Source organism: Sulfurimonas sp. (genome assembly GCF_023229105.1).
Lineage (GTDB): Bacteria > Campylobacterota > Campylobacteria > Campylobacterales > Sulfurimonadaceae > Sulfurimonas.
Map to the genome: position 1 here is coordinate 1 of NZ_JALNZY010000021.1, position 19,555 is coordinate 19,555.

The window sequence follows — 19,555 nt, forward strand, 5'->3', positions numbered from 1 at the left end:
TTGAAAAGTAGAATGTTTTAAGTGGTGACCCCGAGGAGAATTGAACTCCTGTAACATGGATGAAAACCATGGATCCTTACCGCTAGACGACGGGGCCACTTTTCGGTTTTATTTACCGAGCCGAAATTATATAGATTTATATCTTAATAAAATATAAAACTGCATAAACTCGGCTAATAATTAAAGATTTATTCGTAAAAATTACGAAGCGCTCTGATTATAACGGCATTTTTAGAGATGCTCTCAGCCTTTGCATTGTCGTTTACTACTTCATATAAATCTAATGGGAGAGAAATTGAAAATGTTTTAGTCTCAATTTTCTTTTTTTTGTTAATCATAGATACAACATTTGATAAAAGCTCAATTATTTTTTTAGTATCAATAGGCTTTTGAATAAAGCTGTTGACACCGACTTCAATAGATTCAGATATCTTTTCTATATCGTTGCTAGCTGAGATAACAATAATGATTTGGCTTGGATTTATTTCACGAATTTTGCGTGAAAGCTCTATCCCGTCCATTCCAGCCATAATAATGTCTACAAAAACAATATCTGGAGCTGATTTTGAATAAGCTTCTAGAGCCTCTTTTCCATCAAAACATGACTTCACATTAGAGAAAAAGTTTTTAAAAGTAGAACTGAGCAGTTCGTTAGCCACTTTTTCATCTTCTACAACCATGGCAGTTAGTTTTTTTGTTTCTTCCGTTAATTGAACTAAATCTACATTTGACATAATAAAATCCTTTGTTTACTTAAAATATAGCGAATTATATCAGACTTTTTGGTAACAAATCAAACAAATTATAATTAAATCGAATTGAAACATAACCAAAAAGCACAAAACAGGGCATTATGAGCCATGTTTTTTAAATGTTTCAAGCCATGCTAAATCAGACTCCTTAGAGGACTCTTTTTGAGTTAATAAGGAATCTATGATGCTTATAAGAGTGTTTCTATCCATAAACTCTAATAATTCTGGGTTTATTGATGTTTTTTCTATTCCCTCATAACTGTTAAGCAGGTTTTGAATATCTAGTATTAGTTGCTCTTTTGTACTCATTATGATTTTCTCGTTTTTATATTTTAGTTGCAGAAGTGTATTGAAATAATTCTGTAACTATGATTATAAAATTTTAAAATAATCTTTATTATAAATATCTAAATTGCATGCTGTTAACAATCATATATTAAAATGTGTGTATGAATTTAAAAAAAATATGTTCCTTATTGCTGCTGTTTGCAATAAGCTTTTCATTGGCACATGATTGTACTTTTATAACTTTAAAAAAAGATCATCATTTTGGAGTTGAGTCTGCTTTAGACAAGTTTGCTGCCTCTGATTCAAATAAAGATAAATTAATAGACGATATTCATGCCAAATATCACGCTATGGATATAGGTCTGACCAAAATACCTTCTTTTGCCGATACAAAAAAGATAAAATCAATTTTTAAGCTCAATGAAACACTACTATCTTATAAATCTTTTAATTTTTTCAAACCTCCTATCGTATAATCCCTCTTAACAATCACAACATAAAGTAAAAATAAAACTCTAATTGTATTAAATAGATAACAGTAGAGAAAAATTAAAATAAGGAACATAATTGCGACTAATACTACTCTTACTTGTTTGTAATATATTTTTACAAGCATCAGATATAAGCTTGGATGAAATAGTGCAAAAATTAAAAAATGAGCACCCGATGGCAAAGTCTATTAAAGCTTATGAAGCTGCATATAGTGCTGAGAATAGGGCGATTTCATCAAACAAAGCACTTCAGTTAACTACTGAAGGAGCGTATGCTAAGCCGGATTTAGATTTAGATAGTTCAGGTTTTGAGTATAGCATCGGGGTGGAGCAAAATTTTCTTAACCCTAGCGTCAAAAAGAGCATCTTAAAATCTAATCGTTATCAAAATGATGCCCAGATATTAATTCTAAAGCATGATTTTTTACTTCTTCAAAACGATGTACGTCTTTTGTACCATATTAATTGTCTTGATAAAAAAGCGATTTTGCAGTACAAAGAGTCTTATCTTGCGTTTGAAACCCTATATATGAAAAAAGAAAAAGCATATCAATATGGTGAAATATCTAAAAAAGAGCTTCTGCAGCTTCAAATTGAGCTAGAGCGTCTTAAGGGTAATTTTAACTATTATCAGAGCCAAGTGAAAGCTTCTCGTGATGCTTTGGAGTCTAAAATTCTTATGCCAATGTTTAAAGATAATGCGTTATCTTGTACAGATACATACCCAGTTGTAGAAAATTTGTTTTTTAACATTGCGCAAGAATCTATGATAGAAGAGTCTTTAGATAAAAAAATCCTGAGCCTAAAGAGTGATTTTAATAGATATGAGAAACCGTTTGATTCTTTTACCTTCTCTGCCGCATTTAAAAATGAGATTGACACAAAAAGATATGTCGTTGGACTGTCCGTTCCGCTTAATTTTACAAGCTCCTTTAATGAAGAGAGCCGAGCAGTTGCTTTGAATAAAAAAAGTGCGCTAGAGTATGAAAAGCAGAAGTTGAAACTAACAAGAGAATCTGAAATTACACTTTTACAAAAACAGCTCTCTCAGGCTTTTCAAAGCACCGAGCTTGTTGCATCTATATTAAAACGATATGAAAACGAGCTTATGCCGCTAGTTGAGAGAGGATATCGCCTTGGAGAGGACTCGGCTATTGAGTACCTAATGAGCCAAAGAGATATGTGGATGTATAAAAAAGATCTTATACAACATTACAAAAAATATTATGAAATACTATTTAGATTATATAATGTTTTGCAAATCAAGGATTAATTATGAAAAAACAGATTTTTTTACAACTGCTGCTGAGCATCTCACTTTTAGCAGAAATAACATTAAGCACAGAAGATGAGAGAAATTGGCATATTGAAACAGCCGTGGGCAAAGAGGTTGCTTATGTGCCTATCGGGGAGTATATGACAACGGTTACTATCCCGCCAAATCTTTTGCATACTCTGTCTGTTCCTTATGAGGCGCAGATTGTTCAGTTAAACAAAGTAAGTTTTGACATGGTTAAAAAAGGTGACTCTTTGGCTCTATTAACGGCAACAGAGTGGGTCGAAGCACAAAGAAAAGTAATTGCGGATACAATAGAATTAATACATCATGAACATTTAGCGCAAAGAAATGCTAAGCTTTGCAAGGAGGAGATTATTGCTCAAAAGGAGTGCACAAAAGCAGATGCAGAAGTTAAGAGTGACAAAATCAAGCTCTTAGCATCAAAAACATTGCTTAAAGCATACGGTGCAAGCGATAGTATGATAGAGACTTTATATGAGAAACTGACTATTTTCCCAAATATGGAGCTAAAATCTCCCGTAAAAGGCTCTTTGCTTCATGTCAATATTCAACCCGGAAAGAGCGTATCGCCTTCAAGTGCTCTTTTTGTTATAAAGCTAGATGGGGCAAACTGGCTAGAGAGTAATTTACCTAGAGCCATTGCTTCTAGGCTCAACTTATCTAAAGAGATAGTTATAACAATTGATGAAAAAGATATAAAATCAAAACTACTGCATATGTCGCCAGTGCTTGATCCGTTTAATCAAACAAGATATGCTCGCTTTTCTCTGCCTCAAGACTCAGAGCTATTAGCAGGTCTTAGAACAAAGGCGAAGATTAGCATCAAAGAGAGAGCTTTTCTTGTCAATAAAAAATCGGTAGTCCAAGATAAAGGCAGAACTATAGTTTTTATAAAAAAAGGACAGCTCTATAGGGCAGAGGAGGTAAATGTTATTTCTGAAGATAAAGATACATGTTACCTTGCTTATAATAAGGTACTAAGTGAACCTATTGTAATTGGTGCAACAAGCATATTACAAAATATGCTACAAAAAGGCGACTAATGGATAAGATTATCTCATTTATGCTTTCGCAGCGGCTTTTTGTATCTCTGCTAGCTCTTGTCATACTGGGTTTTGGCATTAAATCATACAATGAACTCCCGGTAGATGCATTTCCGGACATTTCCCCTACTCAAGTAAAGATTATAATGAAATCAAGCGGGATGACACCGGATGAAGTTGAATCACGCATCATAATTCCAGTTGAGATGGGAATGCTAGGTATCGCGCATCAGACTATGATGCGCTCAACTGCCAAATATGGCATTTGTGATATTACTATTGACTTCGAAGATAAAACTGATATCTACTGGGCGCGTCAGCAGGTCAATGAACGATTAAATTCAATTATGAATGATTTGCCAAAAAATCTAGAAGGAGGACTCGCGCCTATTAGTACGCCTCTGAGTGAAATTTTGATGTTTACGGTTGAGTCTGACACGCTTGATTTAACACAAAAGCGTTCTTTGCTGGACTGGGTTATTTCACCAAAAATTCGTTCTGTGAGCGGAGTTGCAGAGGTTAATACCCTAGGCGGAAAAGTTAAGACTTATGAAGTAACGCCAAATATTGAAGCTATGCGCACATATGGAATAACTCTGACTCAAATTATGGATGCTCTGCAAAAAAATAATCTAAATGATGGAGCAGGGCGTGTTACTCAGGGCGTAGAGGGTATTTTGGTTCGTAGTGTAGGCAGGGTTGATGATATAGAAGATATAAGCAAGATAAGCGTTGCATCAGTTAACGGTAAAGTTATTAATATAAATGATGTAGCAAATATACATGTAGGTAGTCTCACGCGTGCAGGATTTTCCACAAAAAACGGGCAGGGCGAGGCAGTTCAGGGAGTTGTGCTTGGATTAAAAGGCTCCAATACACAAAAAGTGCTAGAGCTAGTAAAACTTGAACTCCTAGAGATGCAAGAAACACTTCCAAGCGGAACAAAGATTGACATCTTTTACGATCGTTCCACTCTTGTAAATCTTGCGACAAAGAGTGTAAAAAACGCTCTTTTTGAAGCAGGTGTACTTATTATAATTGTACTTTTGCTTATGCTGGGAAATTTTGCTTCTGCTTTAAGTGTTGCGATTATTTTACCGTTTGCCTTATTAATGAGTTTTATTGCAATGGAGTATTTTGGACTTAGTGCCAATTTGATGAGCTTAGGCGGTCTTGCCATAGCCGTTGGAATACTTGTAGATTCGGCTGTTGTTATGGTTGAGCATATTACGGCGGAACTTGGAAATACAAAATATAAAAAGCATACTAAAATAGATATTATTTATAAAGCGGCAGTTGAGATGGCACCTTCCATCATTACGGGTGTTCTTATCATCATTATTGTTTTTATCCCATTGCTGACACTAGAGGGTTTAGAGGGAAAACTCTTTAAACCTGTAGCGCTTAGTATAGTATTTGCTCTTTTTAGCTCACTCATACTTGCACTTACTCTTATCCCTGTATTTAGTTCTTTTATCATGAAAGTGCGTCCTGACAAAGAACCGTGGCTAATCAAAGTCTTGTTAAAGCTATATAAACCTTCACTTGATTTTGCGATTAAGCACACTGCAGCGGTGTTTGTGAGTGTTGTATTGTTATTTTTTGGTTCACTGTATCTTGCTTCAAAGACAGGTAAAGCGTTTATGCCAACAATGGACGAGGGCACTTTGATAGCGATGATAGAATCACTACCGTCAATATCTCTTGAAGAGAGTATAGAGTTAAATAAAAAAATTCAGACAAAGCTTATGGCAGATGTACCTGAGATAAGCTCTATAATTGCACGTACAGGCACTGATGAGTTAGGGCTTGATCCAATGAGCCTTAATGATACAGACACGTTCTTTATTTTAAAGCCGATGAAGGAGTGGAGAGTTCCCTCTAAGGATTGGGTAAAAGATCAGATTAGAAAATCTCTTGATAGTTTGGTTGGTATAGAGTATGTGTTTACACAGCCGATAGAGATGCGTGTATCTGAGATGCTAACTGGTGTACGCGGAGATTTGGCTATAGATATTTTTGGCAGCAATCATGATGAGCTAGAGCGCATTGCAGGAGAAATAAAGAGTATTCTTGAGCAGATTCCAGGCAATAGCGATGTGTACAAAAAAAGTAATGAAGGAATTCAATACTTTGAGCTTAGTTTTAATCAGCAGGCTCTAGGCTACTATGGATTAACGGAACGTGAGATTGCTACCTTTATGAAGACGATGATCACGGGTATAGAAGTCGGTATTGTTCAAGAGGGGATGCGTCGTATAAAGTTAATGCTAAAAGGAGAAGATCTGTTTAACAGATCACTTCACTCACTTGAGAAACTTTATTATGTTTTAGCAGACGGTACAAGTGTTCCTCTTGCTGATTTTGTAACATTTGAAAAAACTACAGGCCCAGTACAGATAACACATGAAAACGGCTACCGTAAAACAGTTGTGCAAAGTAATGTTGAAGGACGAGACTTGGTAGGGTTCGTTGAAGAGGCAAAAGAGAGAATAGAAAAAGAGATAAAAATGCCTGCGGGCTACTATGTAACTTATGGGGGAGAGTTTGAAAATCAACAACGTGCAGCAAGTAAGCTGATGGTAATAGTTCCGATTGCACTTTTTTTGATATTTATACTACTTTTTGTTTCATTTAACTCCATAACACAAGCCATATTTGTTATGATAAATGTTCCGCTAGCTCTTATTGGAGGTTTTGCCGGACTTTATTTTAGTGGTGAGTATATCTCTGTACCGGCATCAGTCGGCTTTATTGCGCTTCTTGGTATTGCGGTACTTAATGGAGTTGTACTAGTGAACTACTTTAATTATCTAGTTAAAAATGGCTATAAAATCATAGATGCTGTACGCGAAGGTACCACAAAACGGTTCCGTCCTGTTCTTATGACAGCCACGATTGCCGCGCTTGGCTTGTTGCCGCTGCTCTTTGCTACTGGTCCTGGATCTGAGATTCAAAAACCACTTGCTATAGTTGTAATTAACGGTTTAATAAGCTCAACACTTTTAACTTTGATTATATTGCCGCTTCTTTATCTTAAGTTCACTAAGCCGTTTAAATAAGAGTAATTTTTATTTAAACGGGGAGTGAATCATTGCACTTTTGTTTGGCATTAAGTGCTGCAACGCTAGTTAAGAAATATCCCGGAGGCAAATATATTGTACCCCCGGGTATCAATTTGATTTGAATCGTGCTTATGTCCAATGCTCTTTATGCGCAGTAGTAGAGGAGGCCCATAAGCCAAACGCGCAGCATCTTACTATCTCGTGCTTGATTCCTGGTAAAAAATTCTCTCCACATTGGTTAACATAATGTAAATTCTCTTGAAAAATATTTAGATCTATTTTGCGTAAGTAAAGGGGTGTAAGTATGTAAAATTTGCATTGATATTAAAAAGTATCATTTGTGATTTAGGTACAGCATAAGCCGAAATACTAAACCCTATACTGCGGAGTTTAGGACTTAATTGTAACAACTTTACTATTGATATACGGTTACAATTCACCACTCTACTCTTCTTGCATATAGCTATTCTAAAAAACCCACCCCCTGTTGTCTATAAATGGTGTATAATCATACACATAAATAAGGAGTGACAAATGAATACAGTTAGACTAAACATTACATTACCTGCTTCAGTAAATGAAGATATGAATCGTTATGCTAAAGAATTAAATGAAAAGAAAAGTCATATCATTTCTTCTGCTCTTGATATGTATTTTGATTATTTAGATATTAGAGTAGCAGAGAAAAGACTTAATGATAATGAACCTACCATTTCTATGGAAGAAATGCGCAAAGAATTAGGGCTTTAATTTGTATATTATTGAATTTTTTAATTCTGCTAAAAAAGATTTAAAATTAATAGATATACAAAATCAAGCTTTTATACTTGATTCTCTTGAAGAGTTCGCACAAAGTTTTTCTTTTACTAATGAAAAATCACTTATGCACTCTGGTAAGATAAAAAAGCTCAAAGGTCAGAAAGAGATACTTTATCGCTTAAAACTTCGTTCTTATCGTGTTATTTATAAAAAATATGAAGATAAACTTGTTATTTTGGTTTTACATGTAACTACTCGTGAAGGTGCTTATAAATAGTAAGCGTTTATTATTTTTATCTTACACCTACAACTTTACACTACAGTCAAGTCCTAAGATAACTATATAGCATTATGCAAGTATTATAGCGTCTAAAAATGTAAATTTAGGAGCTAGTTTTTCTTTGTTTAATGATGGTGGCTGTTACACTACGGTTACAATTAGAAAATAGATAGTGAGTTAAGCCCTATAAATAGGCTTTGAAAATGAATAGGCACAGCATAAGCCGAGTTTTGTTTTCTAAAGAAACATTTTTGCAAAGCAAAAAGCGGTTCCCTTATTTTGATAGCATTAATCTACTTTACTATTTACATAGTAACTCTAGCGAAACAGTAGCATAAGCTCAGCAACGGGTTTAACGCCGCAGCCTTGCCCTTAAAGACGCTGACCATCTGTTTCTTGCTGCCATGTTGGGTTTTCAAGCTCTCTATATCGCTATAGAGACTGGTGGTCTCTTACACCACCCTTTCACCTTTACCGCTATAAAAGCGGCAGTCTACTCTCTGTTGCACTTTCCCTCGTATTGCTACGGCCATTAGTTAAATGGAACACTGTCTTATAGCAGCTCGGACTTTCCTCTTGAAATCATCAAGTAACTATCTGCTGTACCTGTGAAATAATACAAAAAAATTGCTTTAAAAATGTTTTTTAATGATATGAACAGTTGTTCTTTTAGTATTATAATAAAAAGAACAACTGTTCATATACTCTAAGTATAAATTAACAGTTGTTCATATATAATACTTTTAAAATTAACAGTTGTTCATACAGCGGAAAAGGTTATAAAATGCCCGAAAACACGACGATTACAAAGAAATCAAATACAAAGCAAAAAATTATAAGAGCCTCTGCTACTCTCTTCTCAGAGTATGGATATAAGGCGACAAGTGTGCGAAAGATTGCCTCAGAAGTGGGAATAAGAGAGAGTGCTTTATATAATCATTTTAAAAACAAAGAGGAGATATTTTTATGTGTCGCAAAAGAGATATTTACAACTCCATTCTCAGATGAGAGCAGTGATATAAAAGAGTCTGCATTAAAAGGAAAGGCTTTTTTACAAAAATTTGCAATGCAGTATAAGCTTCTTACCTTTGATAAGAAAAATGAGAATATGTTTAGATTACTCATGATAGAGCTGTTTCAAAACAAAGAGCTTAGAGAGCAGTTTATGAATGAATTTCATGATAATAATATAAAAATGCTCTCAGAGGTATTTTTTATCATGATGCACAACTCATTAATACGCTCCGGGGATCCTATGATGGTTGCATATGAGTTTATATCCACCCTATTCTATATAAGGCTTCAGATTACGCTTCTAAGGTTTGACAGTACATCCACTACAGCCCTTTCAACACAGTTTGAAAAGCATGTAGAGTTTTTTTGGGAAAGCATCAGGGTGTGATATTTTTTAATATGATATTTTATACTATTTAATATTAAGGAATTTCTAAAAAAAAGCGGCTTTTTAAAAAGCCGCTATAAAGATATAATTATTTTTTCATTGCTTCATTAGCATATTTCTCACCAAGATCGTACGCTACTTTATTTACATCATGAACTTTAGCCGGTACTTTTGAGAGCATAGTCTCGATTAAAACTTCTCTATCAAGAGGCTTCATGATTGTATTTGCTATTGCAAGTGCTACAACCGATTGAGTGATAACATTACCAACCTCTTCTTTTGCAATAGTTATAATCGGAATCTCAATTATATTCCATTTTTTTCTATCTTCATCACTAGGTTTAACAAGATTTGGATCTACAACTATTATGCCTCCATCTTGCACGCCTTTTTTAAACTGGTCATAACTTACCTGTGCGACTGATAACATAAAACTTATCTCTCCGTCATTTGCATACGGATAATATATCTCATCATCGTCTAAAGTAATATCAACAACTGTTGGTCCACCACGAACCTGTGAAGTGTATGTTGCTGTTTTTAATCCATTACCGCCGTTTTTAATTTTTGCAGCTGCAAAAATTTCACCAGCAAGAAGAACACCTTGTCCGCCAACACCTGTAAATCTCATTAATGTTCTAGCCATTGAGTGTCTCCTTATATTTTTTTCTTAAAGTCATCTTGGGTAATCGTCTTTCTTTTACCCTGATGTACTTTAACAACTTCTGCATACATATCACAATATTCAGCTGCTTCCTCATCTTGCTTTAAGATACCTGTAGGAAGTAAATTTACTTGTTCTTCTTGCGTCAAAGTTTCATATTTTTTCTTAGAAACTGTAATGCTGTCTATCCAGCTAAGATTTTCAATAGCAGAGTTCATTTTATTTTTTCTACCAAGATTAATATGGCAGTTAGATAAAACTTCAAGCAGTGAAAAACCTTTATGTTCTAGTGCTTTTACCATAATTTTTTCTAGTTTTTTAGGATCATTAACTGTTTCTCTTCCTACAAAAGAAGCCCCTGCTGCAATCGCCAAATTACAAGTATTGAAAGTAGGGTCAATATTTCCTGCTTGTTGTGATACTGTCCACATACCTTGTGGAGTAGTTGGACTTGTTTGAGAATTTGTTAACCCATAAATAAAGTTATTAATAAGAATAAATGTAATATCTATATTTCTTCTACAACCATGAATTGTATGGTTACCACCGATAGCCAATGCATCACCGTCGCCTGCTACACAAATTACCTTTTTGGTTGGGTTTGCAAGTTTGATACCTGTTGCAAATGCTATAGTTCTTCCATGTGTAGTGTGAACAGTATTGAAGTCAACATATGATGAAAATCTTCCAGAACACCCTATTCCGGAAACGACACAAATATCATCTTTGTTTATACCAAGACTGTCAATTGCTCTAACAAAAGCTTTTAAAATAACACCGTCACCGCAGCCCCAACACCATAGTGTTGGCATTTTTTCTAGTCTTAAATAGTTTTCATAATTAAATGCCATCTTATAGCTCCTTTACTTTGTTGACAATTTCATAAGGAGAAATTGGTCTTCCGTTTACTTTAAATAAACCATCAATATCAAGTCTTCCAGTAGCGCGTTGCACTTCATCTCTATACTGACCGATATTAAGTTCTATACATAGAACTTTTGGTATTCTATCTGCAAGCTCTTTCATCTTATCGGCGGGGCTTGGCCAAAGTGTAATCGGTCTAAATAATCCCGCTTTAATTCCCTCAGCTCTTAAGTGCTTAATCGCCTCTTTTGCAGCAAGTGAAACAGAGCCGTATGCAACTAGCAATACTTCAGCATCGTCTGTATGGAACTCTTCATATAACTCTAGCTCATCTTTGTGAAGTTCGACTTTGTCTTCTAATCTTTGGATAAGTTTTCTACAAGTCTCAATCTCTTCAGTCGGGAACCCTCTTTTGTCATGGTGAAGACCTGTAAAGTGGTATCTGTATCCTTTAAACATTGGATTTAAAACTGCCGGTTGATCAGATTCACACTCATACGGAAAGTACTCTTCAGCGGGACCTTCAAATGTTTTTCTTGGAACTATTGATGCAGCAACCTCTTCTTCACTCGGAAGAATAGCTTTTCCGTGCATATGCCCTAAAGTTTCATCTAGTAGCACAAAGACAGGTTGCATAAATCTATCTGCTAAGTTAAATGCTCTTACTGTTTCGGTATAACACTCAGCCAATGAGCCGGCACAAAGTGTGATTGATTTATAGTCGCCATGTGAAGGATTTTTTGCCTGTGCAACATCCCCTTGAGATACACGAGTCGGAAGACCGGTTGATGGACCGCCACGCATTACGTTTACAACAACCAATGGAACTTCAGTCATCTGAGCAAGACCAAGATTTTCAGCTTTTAGCGAAATTCCAGGACCTGAAGTAGCAGTCATAGTTCTAAGACCACTCATCCCTGCTCCGATTGCAGCTGCAACACCCGCTATCTCATCTTCCATCTGAATACATGCTCCGCCGATTTCTGGCATTAAACCAGACATTTCATGCATGATTTCGCTTGATGGGGTAATAGGGTAGCCCGCAAAAAATTTACATCCAGCATCTCTTGCAGCTAATGCAGATAATTCATTTCCGCTTGAAATTATTTCTCTTGTTGCCATTATTTAGCTCCTTTTTTCGCTGAGTGACATATAGTTATTTGCAATGACTTCTGCTTGACGTTTTTTTGAGTCATCAGTTAGTTTTGCAAATTTATAATCTTTTTTATCTGCTACATATATAGCAAAGTCTGGACATGAAAGTTCACACTCCATACAACCTATACAAGCCTCTGGATGTTCAACCGATATAATAGCGCCTAAAGTTGAAGATGCATCATAATGCATCCCAAGTACACCAGACGGACACACAGATACACAAATGTCACATGCTTTACAGTTGTTTGTGTTGACCCACACAGGCTGGTTGCCTGGGTTTTGAGTTTTAAACTTACTCATTTATTCTCCTATTTTTAATATTAAGCTAAAAAATTTAATCAGTTACCTATGGTAACAGTACCAACTTTTACCAAACCTTATTTTCATAGACAGAGTAACAAATTATTATTAATATGCTACAAAACTTCTACTAAAAGAGCCTCTCAATAACAGAAGTGTTACTTATTGAGTGTTTGTTAATTGAGACTTTTGCAATATGCAAATTACTTTTTTAAAACTTCTGCTACAGCTTTACCGATATCCGCCGGACTTACTACAACTTTTACACCTGCCGCTTCAAGAGCTGCCATCTTCTCAGCCGCAGTCCCTGCTCCACCGCTAACAATTGCTCCTGCATGACCCATTCTTTTGCCTTTTGGAGCAGTTTGACCTGCAATAAAAGCAACAACAGGCTTCGTAATATGTTCTTTAATATATGCTGCCGCTTGTATCTCTAAATCTCCACCAATTTCACCAATCATAACAATTGCATGAGTCTCTGGATCTGCTTCAAACATCGCAAGAAGTTGCTTGTATGAAAGACCAATAATTGGGTCTCCGCCAATACCAACTGCCGTAGAGATTCCAAAACCTTGTTTTACAACTTGATTTGCACCCTCATATGTCAATGTTCCTGATTTTGAGATAAGGCCAATATTTCCTTTTTTGAAAATCATACCTGGCATAATCCCGATTTTACACTCATCCGCCGTTATAATTCCTGGGCAGTTTGGTCCTATTGTTTTCATGCTATGCTTTGTTGCGTAAGCTTTTGCAGCTTGCATATCACGAACAGGAGCGCCTTCTGTAATAATTACAGCAAGTTCAATTCCGGCATCAGCAGCTTCCATAACAGCATCTGCAACAAATGCAGGTGGAACAAATATCATAGAAACAGTCGCACCTGTAGTTTTTACCGCCTCTTTTACAGTGTTAAAAACAGGCTGTCCTAGATGCTCTGTTCCCCCTTTGTTTGGAGTCACACCACCTACGATTTTAGTTCCATAAGCCAAACACTGCTCAGCGTGAAAAGAACCCTCTTTCCCAGTAAAACCTTGAACTATTACTTTTGTATCTTTATTTACTAATATACTCATATAAATATCCTTCTTACTTAGCTTGTTTTGCAGCAGCGACTGCTTTTGCAGCACCATCAGCCAAGTCTGTAGCTGCTATAACATTTGCAATATTTGCATTTCTTAAAATTTCTGCCGCTTCAGGAGCGTTTGTACCATCAAGACGAACAATAACAGGAACATGAACATCTACAAGTTTTGTAGCTTCTAAGATACCGTTTGCGATACGGTCACATCTAACGATTCCGCCAAAAATATTTACGAAAATCGCTTTAACTTTAGGGTTTTTAAGAATTATCTCAAAACCTTTTGCAACTGTTTGAGCATTTGCACTGCCGCCGACATCTAAAAAGTTTGCAGGTGTTCCACCCATATAGTTAATAGTATCCATAGTGCCCATTGCAAGCCCTGCCCCGTTTACCATACAGCCGATTTCACCATCTAGTGAGATATATGAAAGACCATACTGTGCAGCTTCACGCTCATCAGCATCTTCTTCACTTATATCTCTCATCGCAGCGATATCGGGATGACGTCCAAGAGCTGAATCATCAAATCCCATTTTTCCATCAAGCGCTAAAAACTCACCGCTTCCAGTTTTTACAAGAGGATTAATCTCTATCATCTCTGCATCGTTTTCAATGTAGAGTTTATACAGTTTTGAAGCAAAACTAATAAGTTTTTTCTGCTCATCCGGATCTGTTATTCCAAGTCCGAAAACAAGCTCTCTACCGTGAAAACCTTGAAAACCTATAGCAGGGTCTACGGCGATTTTAATAATTTTTTCAGGAGTATCATGTGCAACATCTTCAATTGCCATACCACCCTCAGTTGAAGCCATAATTACAGGCATCTCACGAGCACGGTCAAGAACAACACCAAGATAAAGCTCATCTTTTATATCTGCCCCGTCTTCGATATAAAGTTTTTGAACTAGTTTACCCTCAGGTCCAGTTTGGTGAGTAATCAAAGTCATTCCAAGAATTTCGCGAGAAAGTTTTTCTACCTCTTCTATTGAACGAGCAAGTTTAACCCCGCCGCCAAGTCCGCGACCTCCAGCATGTATCTGAGCTTTTACAACCCAAACAGGTCCGCCTAAAATCTTTGCATTTTCAACCGCTTGCTCCACGCTCTCAGCCATTAAACCCTTAGGTGTAGGTACACCATACTTAGCAAAAATTTGCTTTGCTTGATATTCATGTATATTCATTCAATTTTTCCTTTTTAAAATTTACGCTTTTACAGAAAAAAATTTAGTTTTTTTCTGTAATGTCCTTTATGCCTTGGGCGATATCATATCTTCTGGTATTACATATCTGTCGAACTCTTGGGCAGTTAAAAGCCCAAGCTCAATAGCTGTTGCCTTTAGAGTAGAGTTATTTTTATGTGCCGTTTTAGCTATTTTTGCAGCATTTTCATAACCGATATAAGGGTTAAGTGCCGTAACAAGCATTAAAGAGTTTTGAAGATAGAAATCTATCTTCTCAACAACTGGCTCGATTCCAACCGCACAGTGATCATTAAACGATAAAATCGAGTCAGCAAGTAAGCGGCACGATTGTAAAAAGTTATATGCAATTACAGGTTTAAAAACATTTAGTTGAAAGTTTCCTTGAGAAGCACCCATTGAAATAGCTACGTCATTGCCAAAAACCTGACATGTAACCATTGTAACTGCTTCGGCTTGAGTAGGATTAACTTTTCCCGGCATTATAGAAGAGCCCGGTTCATTCTCAGGAATAGTAATCTCCCCTATTCCACAACGAGGACCTGAAGCTAGCCAGCGAACGTCATTTGCAATCTTCATCATATCAGCCGAGAGTGCTTTTAGAGCACCGTGAGAGAAAACCAAAGCATCATGTGATGTTAGCGCATGAAATTTATTCGGCGCAGTGATAAAATTGTGTCCCGTAAGTTCAGTTAGTTTTTTAGCAACTCTCTCCCCGAGTTCAGGATGAGCATTAAGACCTGTTCCTACTGCTGTTCCACCGAGGGCTAGTTCACGAACAGGTTCGAGCGAAACTTTAATCATTTTCTCACATTTATTTAACATCTCTACCCAACCGCTAATCTCTTGACCAAGAGTTATGGGTGTTGCATCTTGAAGATGTGTGCGCCCTATTTTTACAATAGATTCAAATCTAGCTGATTTTTCAATTAACGTTGCTTTTAGTTTTGCAATAGCAGGTAAAACACGAGTTTCTACTGCTATAACAGAAGCTACATGCAGGGCTGTAGGATAAGTATCGTTTGAGCTTTGTGATTTGTTTACATCGTCATTTGGATGAACCAATTTCTCCACTCTAAAGTCACCGCCTAAAATCTCGGTTGCACGAGAAGCAAGAACTTCATTGTTGTTCATGTTTGATTGTGTTCCAGAACCTGTTTGCCATACAACAAGAGGATAATTTCCGTCTAGTTTTCCTGCTAACATGTCATCACAAGCTTGTGCGATAGCGTCTGCTTTTTTGGCATCTAGCTTGCCTAAGTCTTTATTTACAAGTGCTACTGCTTTTTTAAGATATGAAAAAGCTCTTGTAATCTCATAAGGCATACTCTCTTCACCAATTGCAAAGTTTTCAATCGAACGCTGAGTTTGTGCCCCCCAATAAGCATCTTTTGGAACATTTATCTCACCCATTGTGTCTTTTTCAATACGAGTATTCAAGTTTATTCTCCTTCAAAAAAATTATTTTTATTTAATGTATCAATCAAAGACTTAACAGAGTTACAAGAGTTTTTAAACATATCTTTCTCTATATCATCAAGAGTGATTTCAATGATTTTCTCGGCTCCGTTTGCTCCAAGCATCACAGGAACACCAGAAACTACGTCAGAATAACCATATTCTCCCTCTAGACAGACTGCACACGGATGAATCTGCTTAGTATCTTTTAGTATCGCCTCTACCATGATAGCTGTAGATTTTGCCGGCGCATAATATGCAGAACCAGTTTTGAGATGACTTACTATCTCTGCCCCGCCGCTGCGAGTACGAGCTACAATCTCATCAATTTCACTAGGTGTCAAAAGATCCGCAAGAGGGACACCCGCAACAGTCGAATAGCGTGGAAGCGGAACCATGTCATCGCCATGTCCGCCCATAACAGATGCACGGATTTGACCCCCGCCGTACCCAAGTTTCTCTTGAATAAAGCTAGCCATTCTAGAACTATCTAAAATTCCGGCCATTCCTATAATACGGCTTCTCTCAAAACCACTCTCTTTAAGCGCCACATAAGTCATGGCATCTAATGGATTTGAAACCATTATAACTATTGCATCAGGAGAGTATTTAGCAATGCCTCGTATAACTTCTTTTGTGATTTTTGCATTTATCATAAGCAGGTCGTCACGACTCATGCCCGGAAGTCTAGGGCTTCCTGCGGTCACAACTACAACATCACAATTTGTCAAATCAGACATATCTTCTGCCACGGTAACTATGGTATGACTTCTTACAGCCGAAGCAGCCTGACTCATATCAAGCGCCTTTCCTTTAGCAACATCTATCTTGTTGTCACGAAGAATTATCTCATGACAAGAACCAAGCATTGCTAAAGAGTAAGCTACCGTTGCGCCTACGTTTCCCGCGCCTACTATTCCTACTCTTTTTCCTTGATTCATACACACTCCTTGAGTAAATTATTATGATATTTTATTCAAATACTATTTAGGTATCTTTAAAGCATCATCTAAAGACTTTTTGCCTTTTATATAAAACCGCCTATGGTTTCACAGAAAAAATAAAAACATAAACTCACGACTAAGTTCAAGATAACATAAACGTGTCATCTTGAACTTGCAGTGCAAGCGTACTATTTTCTCAAATATTTTACTCTATTAAATAGTATCTATAATCGCATTTAGTGTTGCAGATGGTCTCATTGCAGCTTTAATTTTTGCATCATCTGGATGGTAGTAACCGCCGATATCTTGAGCTTTACCCTCAACAGCCAATAGCTCGTCCATGATTTTAGCTTCATTTTCAGTTAAAGCTTTTGCCACAGGAGCAAATTTAGCAGCAAGCTTTGCATTATCGCTTGCGCTAAGTGCTTTTGCCCAGTATTGTGCCAAATAGAAGTGAGAAGCTTTATTGTCAGGTTCTCCAGCACTTCTACCAGGCGCTTTGTTGTTATCAAGATAAGCCTCATTTGCTTTATCTAAAGCTTTAGTAACAGCCTTAAGATTTGCATCTGGATGTTTTTGTTCAATATATCTAAGTGACTCTGCAAGTGCCAAGAACTCACCTAGCGAATCCCATCTTAAGTGTCCCTCTTCTAAAAATTGGTCAACATGCTTAGGAGCAGATCCGCCAGCACCTGTTTCAAAAAGACCGCCACCTGCTAAAAGAGGAACAATCGAGAGCATTTTAGCACTTGTTCCAAGCTCTAAAATTGGGAAGAGATCGGTTAAATAATCTCTTAAAACATTTCCTGTTGCCGAGATTGTATTAAGACCTGCTCTTACTCTTCTTAAGGAGAATCTCATAGCTTGATTTGGAGCTAAAATATGGTATTCAACAGACGTTTGAGCTAAATGTTCCGGTAGATAATCTACGATTTTTTTGATAACGTTTGCATCATGTGGTCTAAAAGTATCTAACCAAAACACAACAGGCTCGCCCGTAAGCTTAGCTCTTTCATGTGATAATCTTATCCAGTCTTTAATTGGGATATCTTTAGCTCTAGACATTCTCCAGATATCGCCTTTTTCAACATTATGACTCATTAAAACATTACCGTTTGCATCTTTTACTTCAACAACGCCGTCCTCTACTATCTCAAAAGTTGTCGGGTGAGAACCATACTCTTCAGCTTTTTGCGCCATAAGACCAACATTTGAGACGCTACCCATAGTTGTTACGTCAAACTGACCGTTTGCAACACAATCATCTACAATCTCTTTATACATAGTAGCGTAACTTCTATCTGGTATAACAGAAACACACTCCTGCGGCTTGCCATCACGGTTCCACATTTTTCCGCCATCTCTTACTACTACCGGCATAGATGCATCTATGATAATATCATTTGATGCATGCAAGTTAGTGATGCCTTTATCACTATCTACCATAGCTATTTCAGGTTGCGCATCATATGTTGCCATAATAGCCGCTTCTATAGCCGCTCTCTTTGCTTCAGGCAAATTTTGTAGTTTTTTGTAAAGATCGCCTAAGCCTAAGTTTGAGTTATAGCCGATTGATGCCAAATCTTCGCCAAATTTCTCAAACACATTTTTGAAAAACACTTCAACTGCATGACCGAACATAATCGGATCAGATACTTTCATCATGGTAGCTTTAAGGTGGATTGACCAAAGAATATCTTTCTCTTTTGCCTCAGCTAAAGTTTGTGCTAAAAACGCTCTTAATGCTTTTGCACTCATATATGTAGCATCTAAAATCTCTTTATCTTGTGCATCTATTTCTTTTAATGTTTTACCATTTAAAGTTATTATGACTTTTGAGCTTCCTTCTTTAATGATTGATTGCTCATTATCATAAAAATCACCACTCATCATGTGTGCAACGCATGTTTTAGAATTTTCAGAAAAAGCTCTTAATTTATGAGGATTCTTTTTTGCAAAGTTCTTCACTGCTAAAGCCGCACGTCTATCTGAATTTCCTTCACGAAGTACAGGATTAACAGCAGAGCCTAAACATGTAGAGTATTTCGCTTGAATAGCTTTTTCTTCATCGGTATTTGCATTTTCTGGGTAGTTTGGTAACTTATAGCCCTGCTCTTGAAGCTCTGCAATACACTCTTTTAACTGAGGAATAGATGCGGAGATATTTGGTAATTTTATAATATTACCCTCCGGTTCCTGCACTATTTTGCCTAGGTTAGCTAACTCATCAGCAATTCTTTGATTGTCTGTTAAAAATTCAGGAAAAGTTGCAATAACTCTGCCTGCTAAGGAGATATCCTTAAGCTCAACTTCAACACCTGCTGCTTTAGTAAAAGCATTTACAATAGGTAATAACGAATACGTTGCTAAAGCCGGTGCTTCATCAATTTTTGACCAAATAATTTTTGACATAAGTGTTTCCTCAAGTTTGTTTTTTATTTTCACTAGGTAGCTGAAAATTTACAAGTTCAATAATATCACTAAGATGTAATAATCTGAGGTAA

18 protein-coding genes, 1 tRNA gene and 1 other RNA gene are annotated in these 19,555 nt (G+C 36.6%); 7 read left to right on the forward strand and 13 right to left on the reverse strand.

Going from position 1 to position 19,555, the window contains the following annotated elements; translation table 11 throughout:
* Positions 1-22: 22 nt before the first annotated feature.
* From M0Q17_RS04395 to M0Q17_RS04405, 3 genes are all read right to left on the reverse strand, one after another.
* Positions 23-97, reverse strand: a tRNA-Glu gene (locus tag M0Q17_RS04395).
* Between the two features lie 91 nt (positions 98-188).
* On the reverse strand, positions 189-734 hold the full coding sequence (locus tag M0Q17_RS04400; RefSeq protein ID WP_295083708.1) for a response regulator: 546 nt from the start codon (positions 732-734) through the stop codon (positions 189-191).
* 117 nt (positions 735-851) lie between these two features.
* Positions 852-1,061, reverse strand: a complete 210-nt coding sequence (locus tag M0Q17_RS04405; RefSeq protein ID WP_295083709.1) for a hypothetical protein — start codon at positions 1,059-1,061, stop codon at positions 852-854.
* A gap of 140 nt (positions 1,062-1,201) precedes the next feature.
* On the opposite strand from M0Q17_RS04405, the gene M0Q17_RS04410 reads away from it, so the two are divergent.
* From M0Q17_RS04410 to M0Q17_RS04435, 6 genes are all read left to right on the forward strand, one after another.
* Positions 1,202-1,516, forward strand: coding sequence for a hypothetical protein (locus M0Q17_RS04410; RefSeq protein WP_295083711.1), 315 nt, complete (start codon positions 1,202-1,204; stop codon positions 1,514-1,516).
* 91 nt (positions 1,517-1,607) lie between these two features.
* Positions 1,608-2,804, forward strand: coding sequence for a TolC family protein (locus tag M0Q17_RS04415; RefSeq protein WP_295083713.1), 1,197 nt, complete (start codon positions 1,608-1,610; stop codon positions 2,802-2,804).
* 2 nt (positions 2,805-2,806) lie between these two features.
* Positions 2,807-3,874 (forward strand): efflux RND transporter periplasmic adaptor subunit, encoded by a 1,068-nt coding sequence (locus tag M0Q17_RS04420; RefSeq protein WP_295083715.1) that lies wholly within the window; start codon positions 2,807-2,809, stop codon positions 3,872-3,874.
* A complete protein-coding gene (locus M0Q17_RS04425; protein WP_295083717.1) occupies positions 3,874-6,936 on the forward strand; it encodes a CusA/CzcA family heavy metal efflux RND transporter in 3,063 nt (1,020 codons plus the stop codon). Before M0Q17_RS04420 ends, M0Q17_RS04425 begins: the two co-directional genes overlap by 1 nt.
* Before the next feature lie 537 nt (positions 6,937-7,473).
* Entirely contained in the window at positions 7,474-7,689 is a 216-nt protein-coding gene (locus M0Q17_RS04430; protein WP_295083718.1) for a hypothetical protein, read from the forward strand.
* Between the two features lies 1 nt (position 7,690).
* Entirely contained in the window at positions 7,691-7,975 is a 285-nt protein-coding gene (locus M0Q17_RS04435) for a hypothetical protein (protein ID WP_295083720.1), read from the forward strand.
* Positions 7,976-8,182: 207 nt separating this feature from the next.
* On the opposite strand, the gene rnpB is transcribed toward M0Q17_RS04435, so the two are convergent.
* An RNA gene (rnpB, locus tag M0Q17_RS04440) (RNase P RNA component class A) lies at positions 8,183-8,587 on the reverse strand.
* A 175-nt stretch (positions 8,588-8,762) separates the two neighbouring features.
* Here rnpB and M0Q17_RS04445 point away from each other — a divergent pair.
* Positions 8,763-9,380, forward strand: a complete 618-nt coding sequence (locus M0Q17_RS04445) for a TetR/AcrR family transcriptional regulator (RefSeq protein WP_295083722.1) — start codon at positions 8,763-8,765, stop codon at positions 9,378-9,380.
* 88 nt (positions 9,381-9,468) lie between these two features.
* Here the strand turns inward: M0Q17_RS04445 and M0Q17_RS04450 are convergent, their stop codons facing one another.
* From M0Q17_RS04450 to M0Q17_RS04490, 9 genes are all read right to left on the reverse strand, one after another.
* On the reverse strand, positions 9,469-10,026 hold the full coding sequence (locus M0Q17_RS04450; protein ID WP_295083724.1) for a 2-oxoacid:acceptor oxidoreductase family protein: 558 nt from the start codon (positions 10,024-10,026) through the stop codon (positions 9,469-9,471).
* Positions 10,027-10,037: 11 nt separating this feature from the next.
* Entirely contained in the window at positions 10,038-10,895 is an 858-nt protein-coding gene (locus M0Q17_RS04455; protein ID WP_295083726.1) for a 2-oxoglutarate ferredoxin oxidoreductase subunit beta, read from the reverse strand.
* A gap of 1 nt (position 10,896) precedes the next feature.
* Positions 10,897-12,030 (reverse strand): 2-oxoglutarate synthase subunit alpha, encoded by a 1,134-nt coding sequence (locus M0Q17_RS04460; protein WP_295083728.1) that lies wholly within the window; start codon positions 12,028-12,030, stop codon positions 10,897-10,899.
* A 3-nt stretch (positions 12,031-12,033) separates the two neighbouring features.
* A complete protein-coding gene (locus M0Q17_RS04465) occupies positions 12,034-12,366 on the reverse strand; it encodes a 4Fe-4S dicluster domain-containing protein (RefSeq protein WP_295083730.1) in 333 nt (110 codons plus the stop codon).
* A 203-nt stretch (positions 12,367-12,569) separates the two neighbouring features.
* Positions 12,570-13,442, reverse strand: coding sequence for a succinate--CoA ligase subunit alpha (sucD, locus tag M0Q17_RS04470; RefSeq protein ID WP_295083732.1), 873 nt, complete (start codon positions 13,440-13,442; stop codon positions 12,570-12,572).
* 13 nt (positions 13,443-13,455) lie between these two features.
* Positions 13,456-14,631 (reverse strand): ADP-forming succinate--CoA ligase subunit beta, encoded by a 1,176-nt coding sequence (sucC, locus tag M0Q17_RS04475; protein WP_295083734.1) that lies wholly within the window; start codon positions 14,629-14,631, stop codon positions 13,456-13,458.
* 66 nt (positions 14,632-14,697) lie between these two features.
* Positions 14,698-16,089: a class II fumarate hydratase gene (gene fumC, locus M0Q17_RS04480; protein WP_295083736.1), complete on the reverse strand. Its 1,392-nt coding sequence runs from the start codon at positions 16,087-16,089 to the stop codon at positions 14,698-14,700.
* Between the two features lie 2 nt (positions 16,090-16,091).
* Entirely contained in the window at positions 16,092-17,048 is a 957-nt protein-coding gene (gene mdh / locus M0Q17_RS04485) for a malate dehydrogenase (protein WP_295083738.1), read from the reverse strand.
* A gap of 216 nt (positions 17,049-17,264) precedes the next feature.
* Entirely contained in the window at positions 17,265-19,463 is a 2,199-nt protein-coding gene (locus M0Q17_RS04490; RefSeq protein WP_295083740.1) for an NADP-dependent isocitrate dehydrogenase, read from the reverse strand.
* Positions 19,464-19,555: the final 92 nt, after the last annotated feature.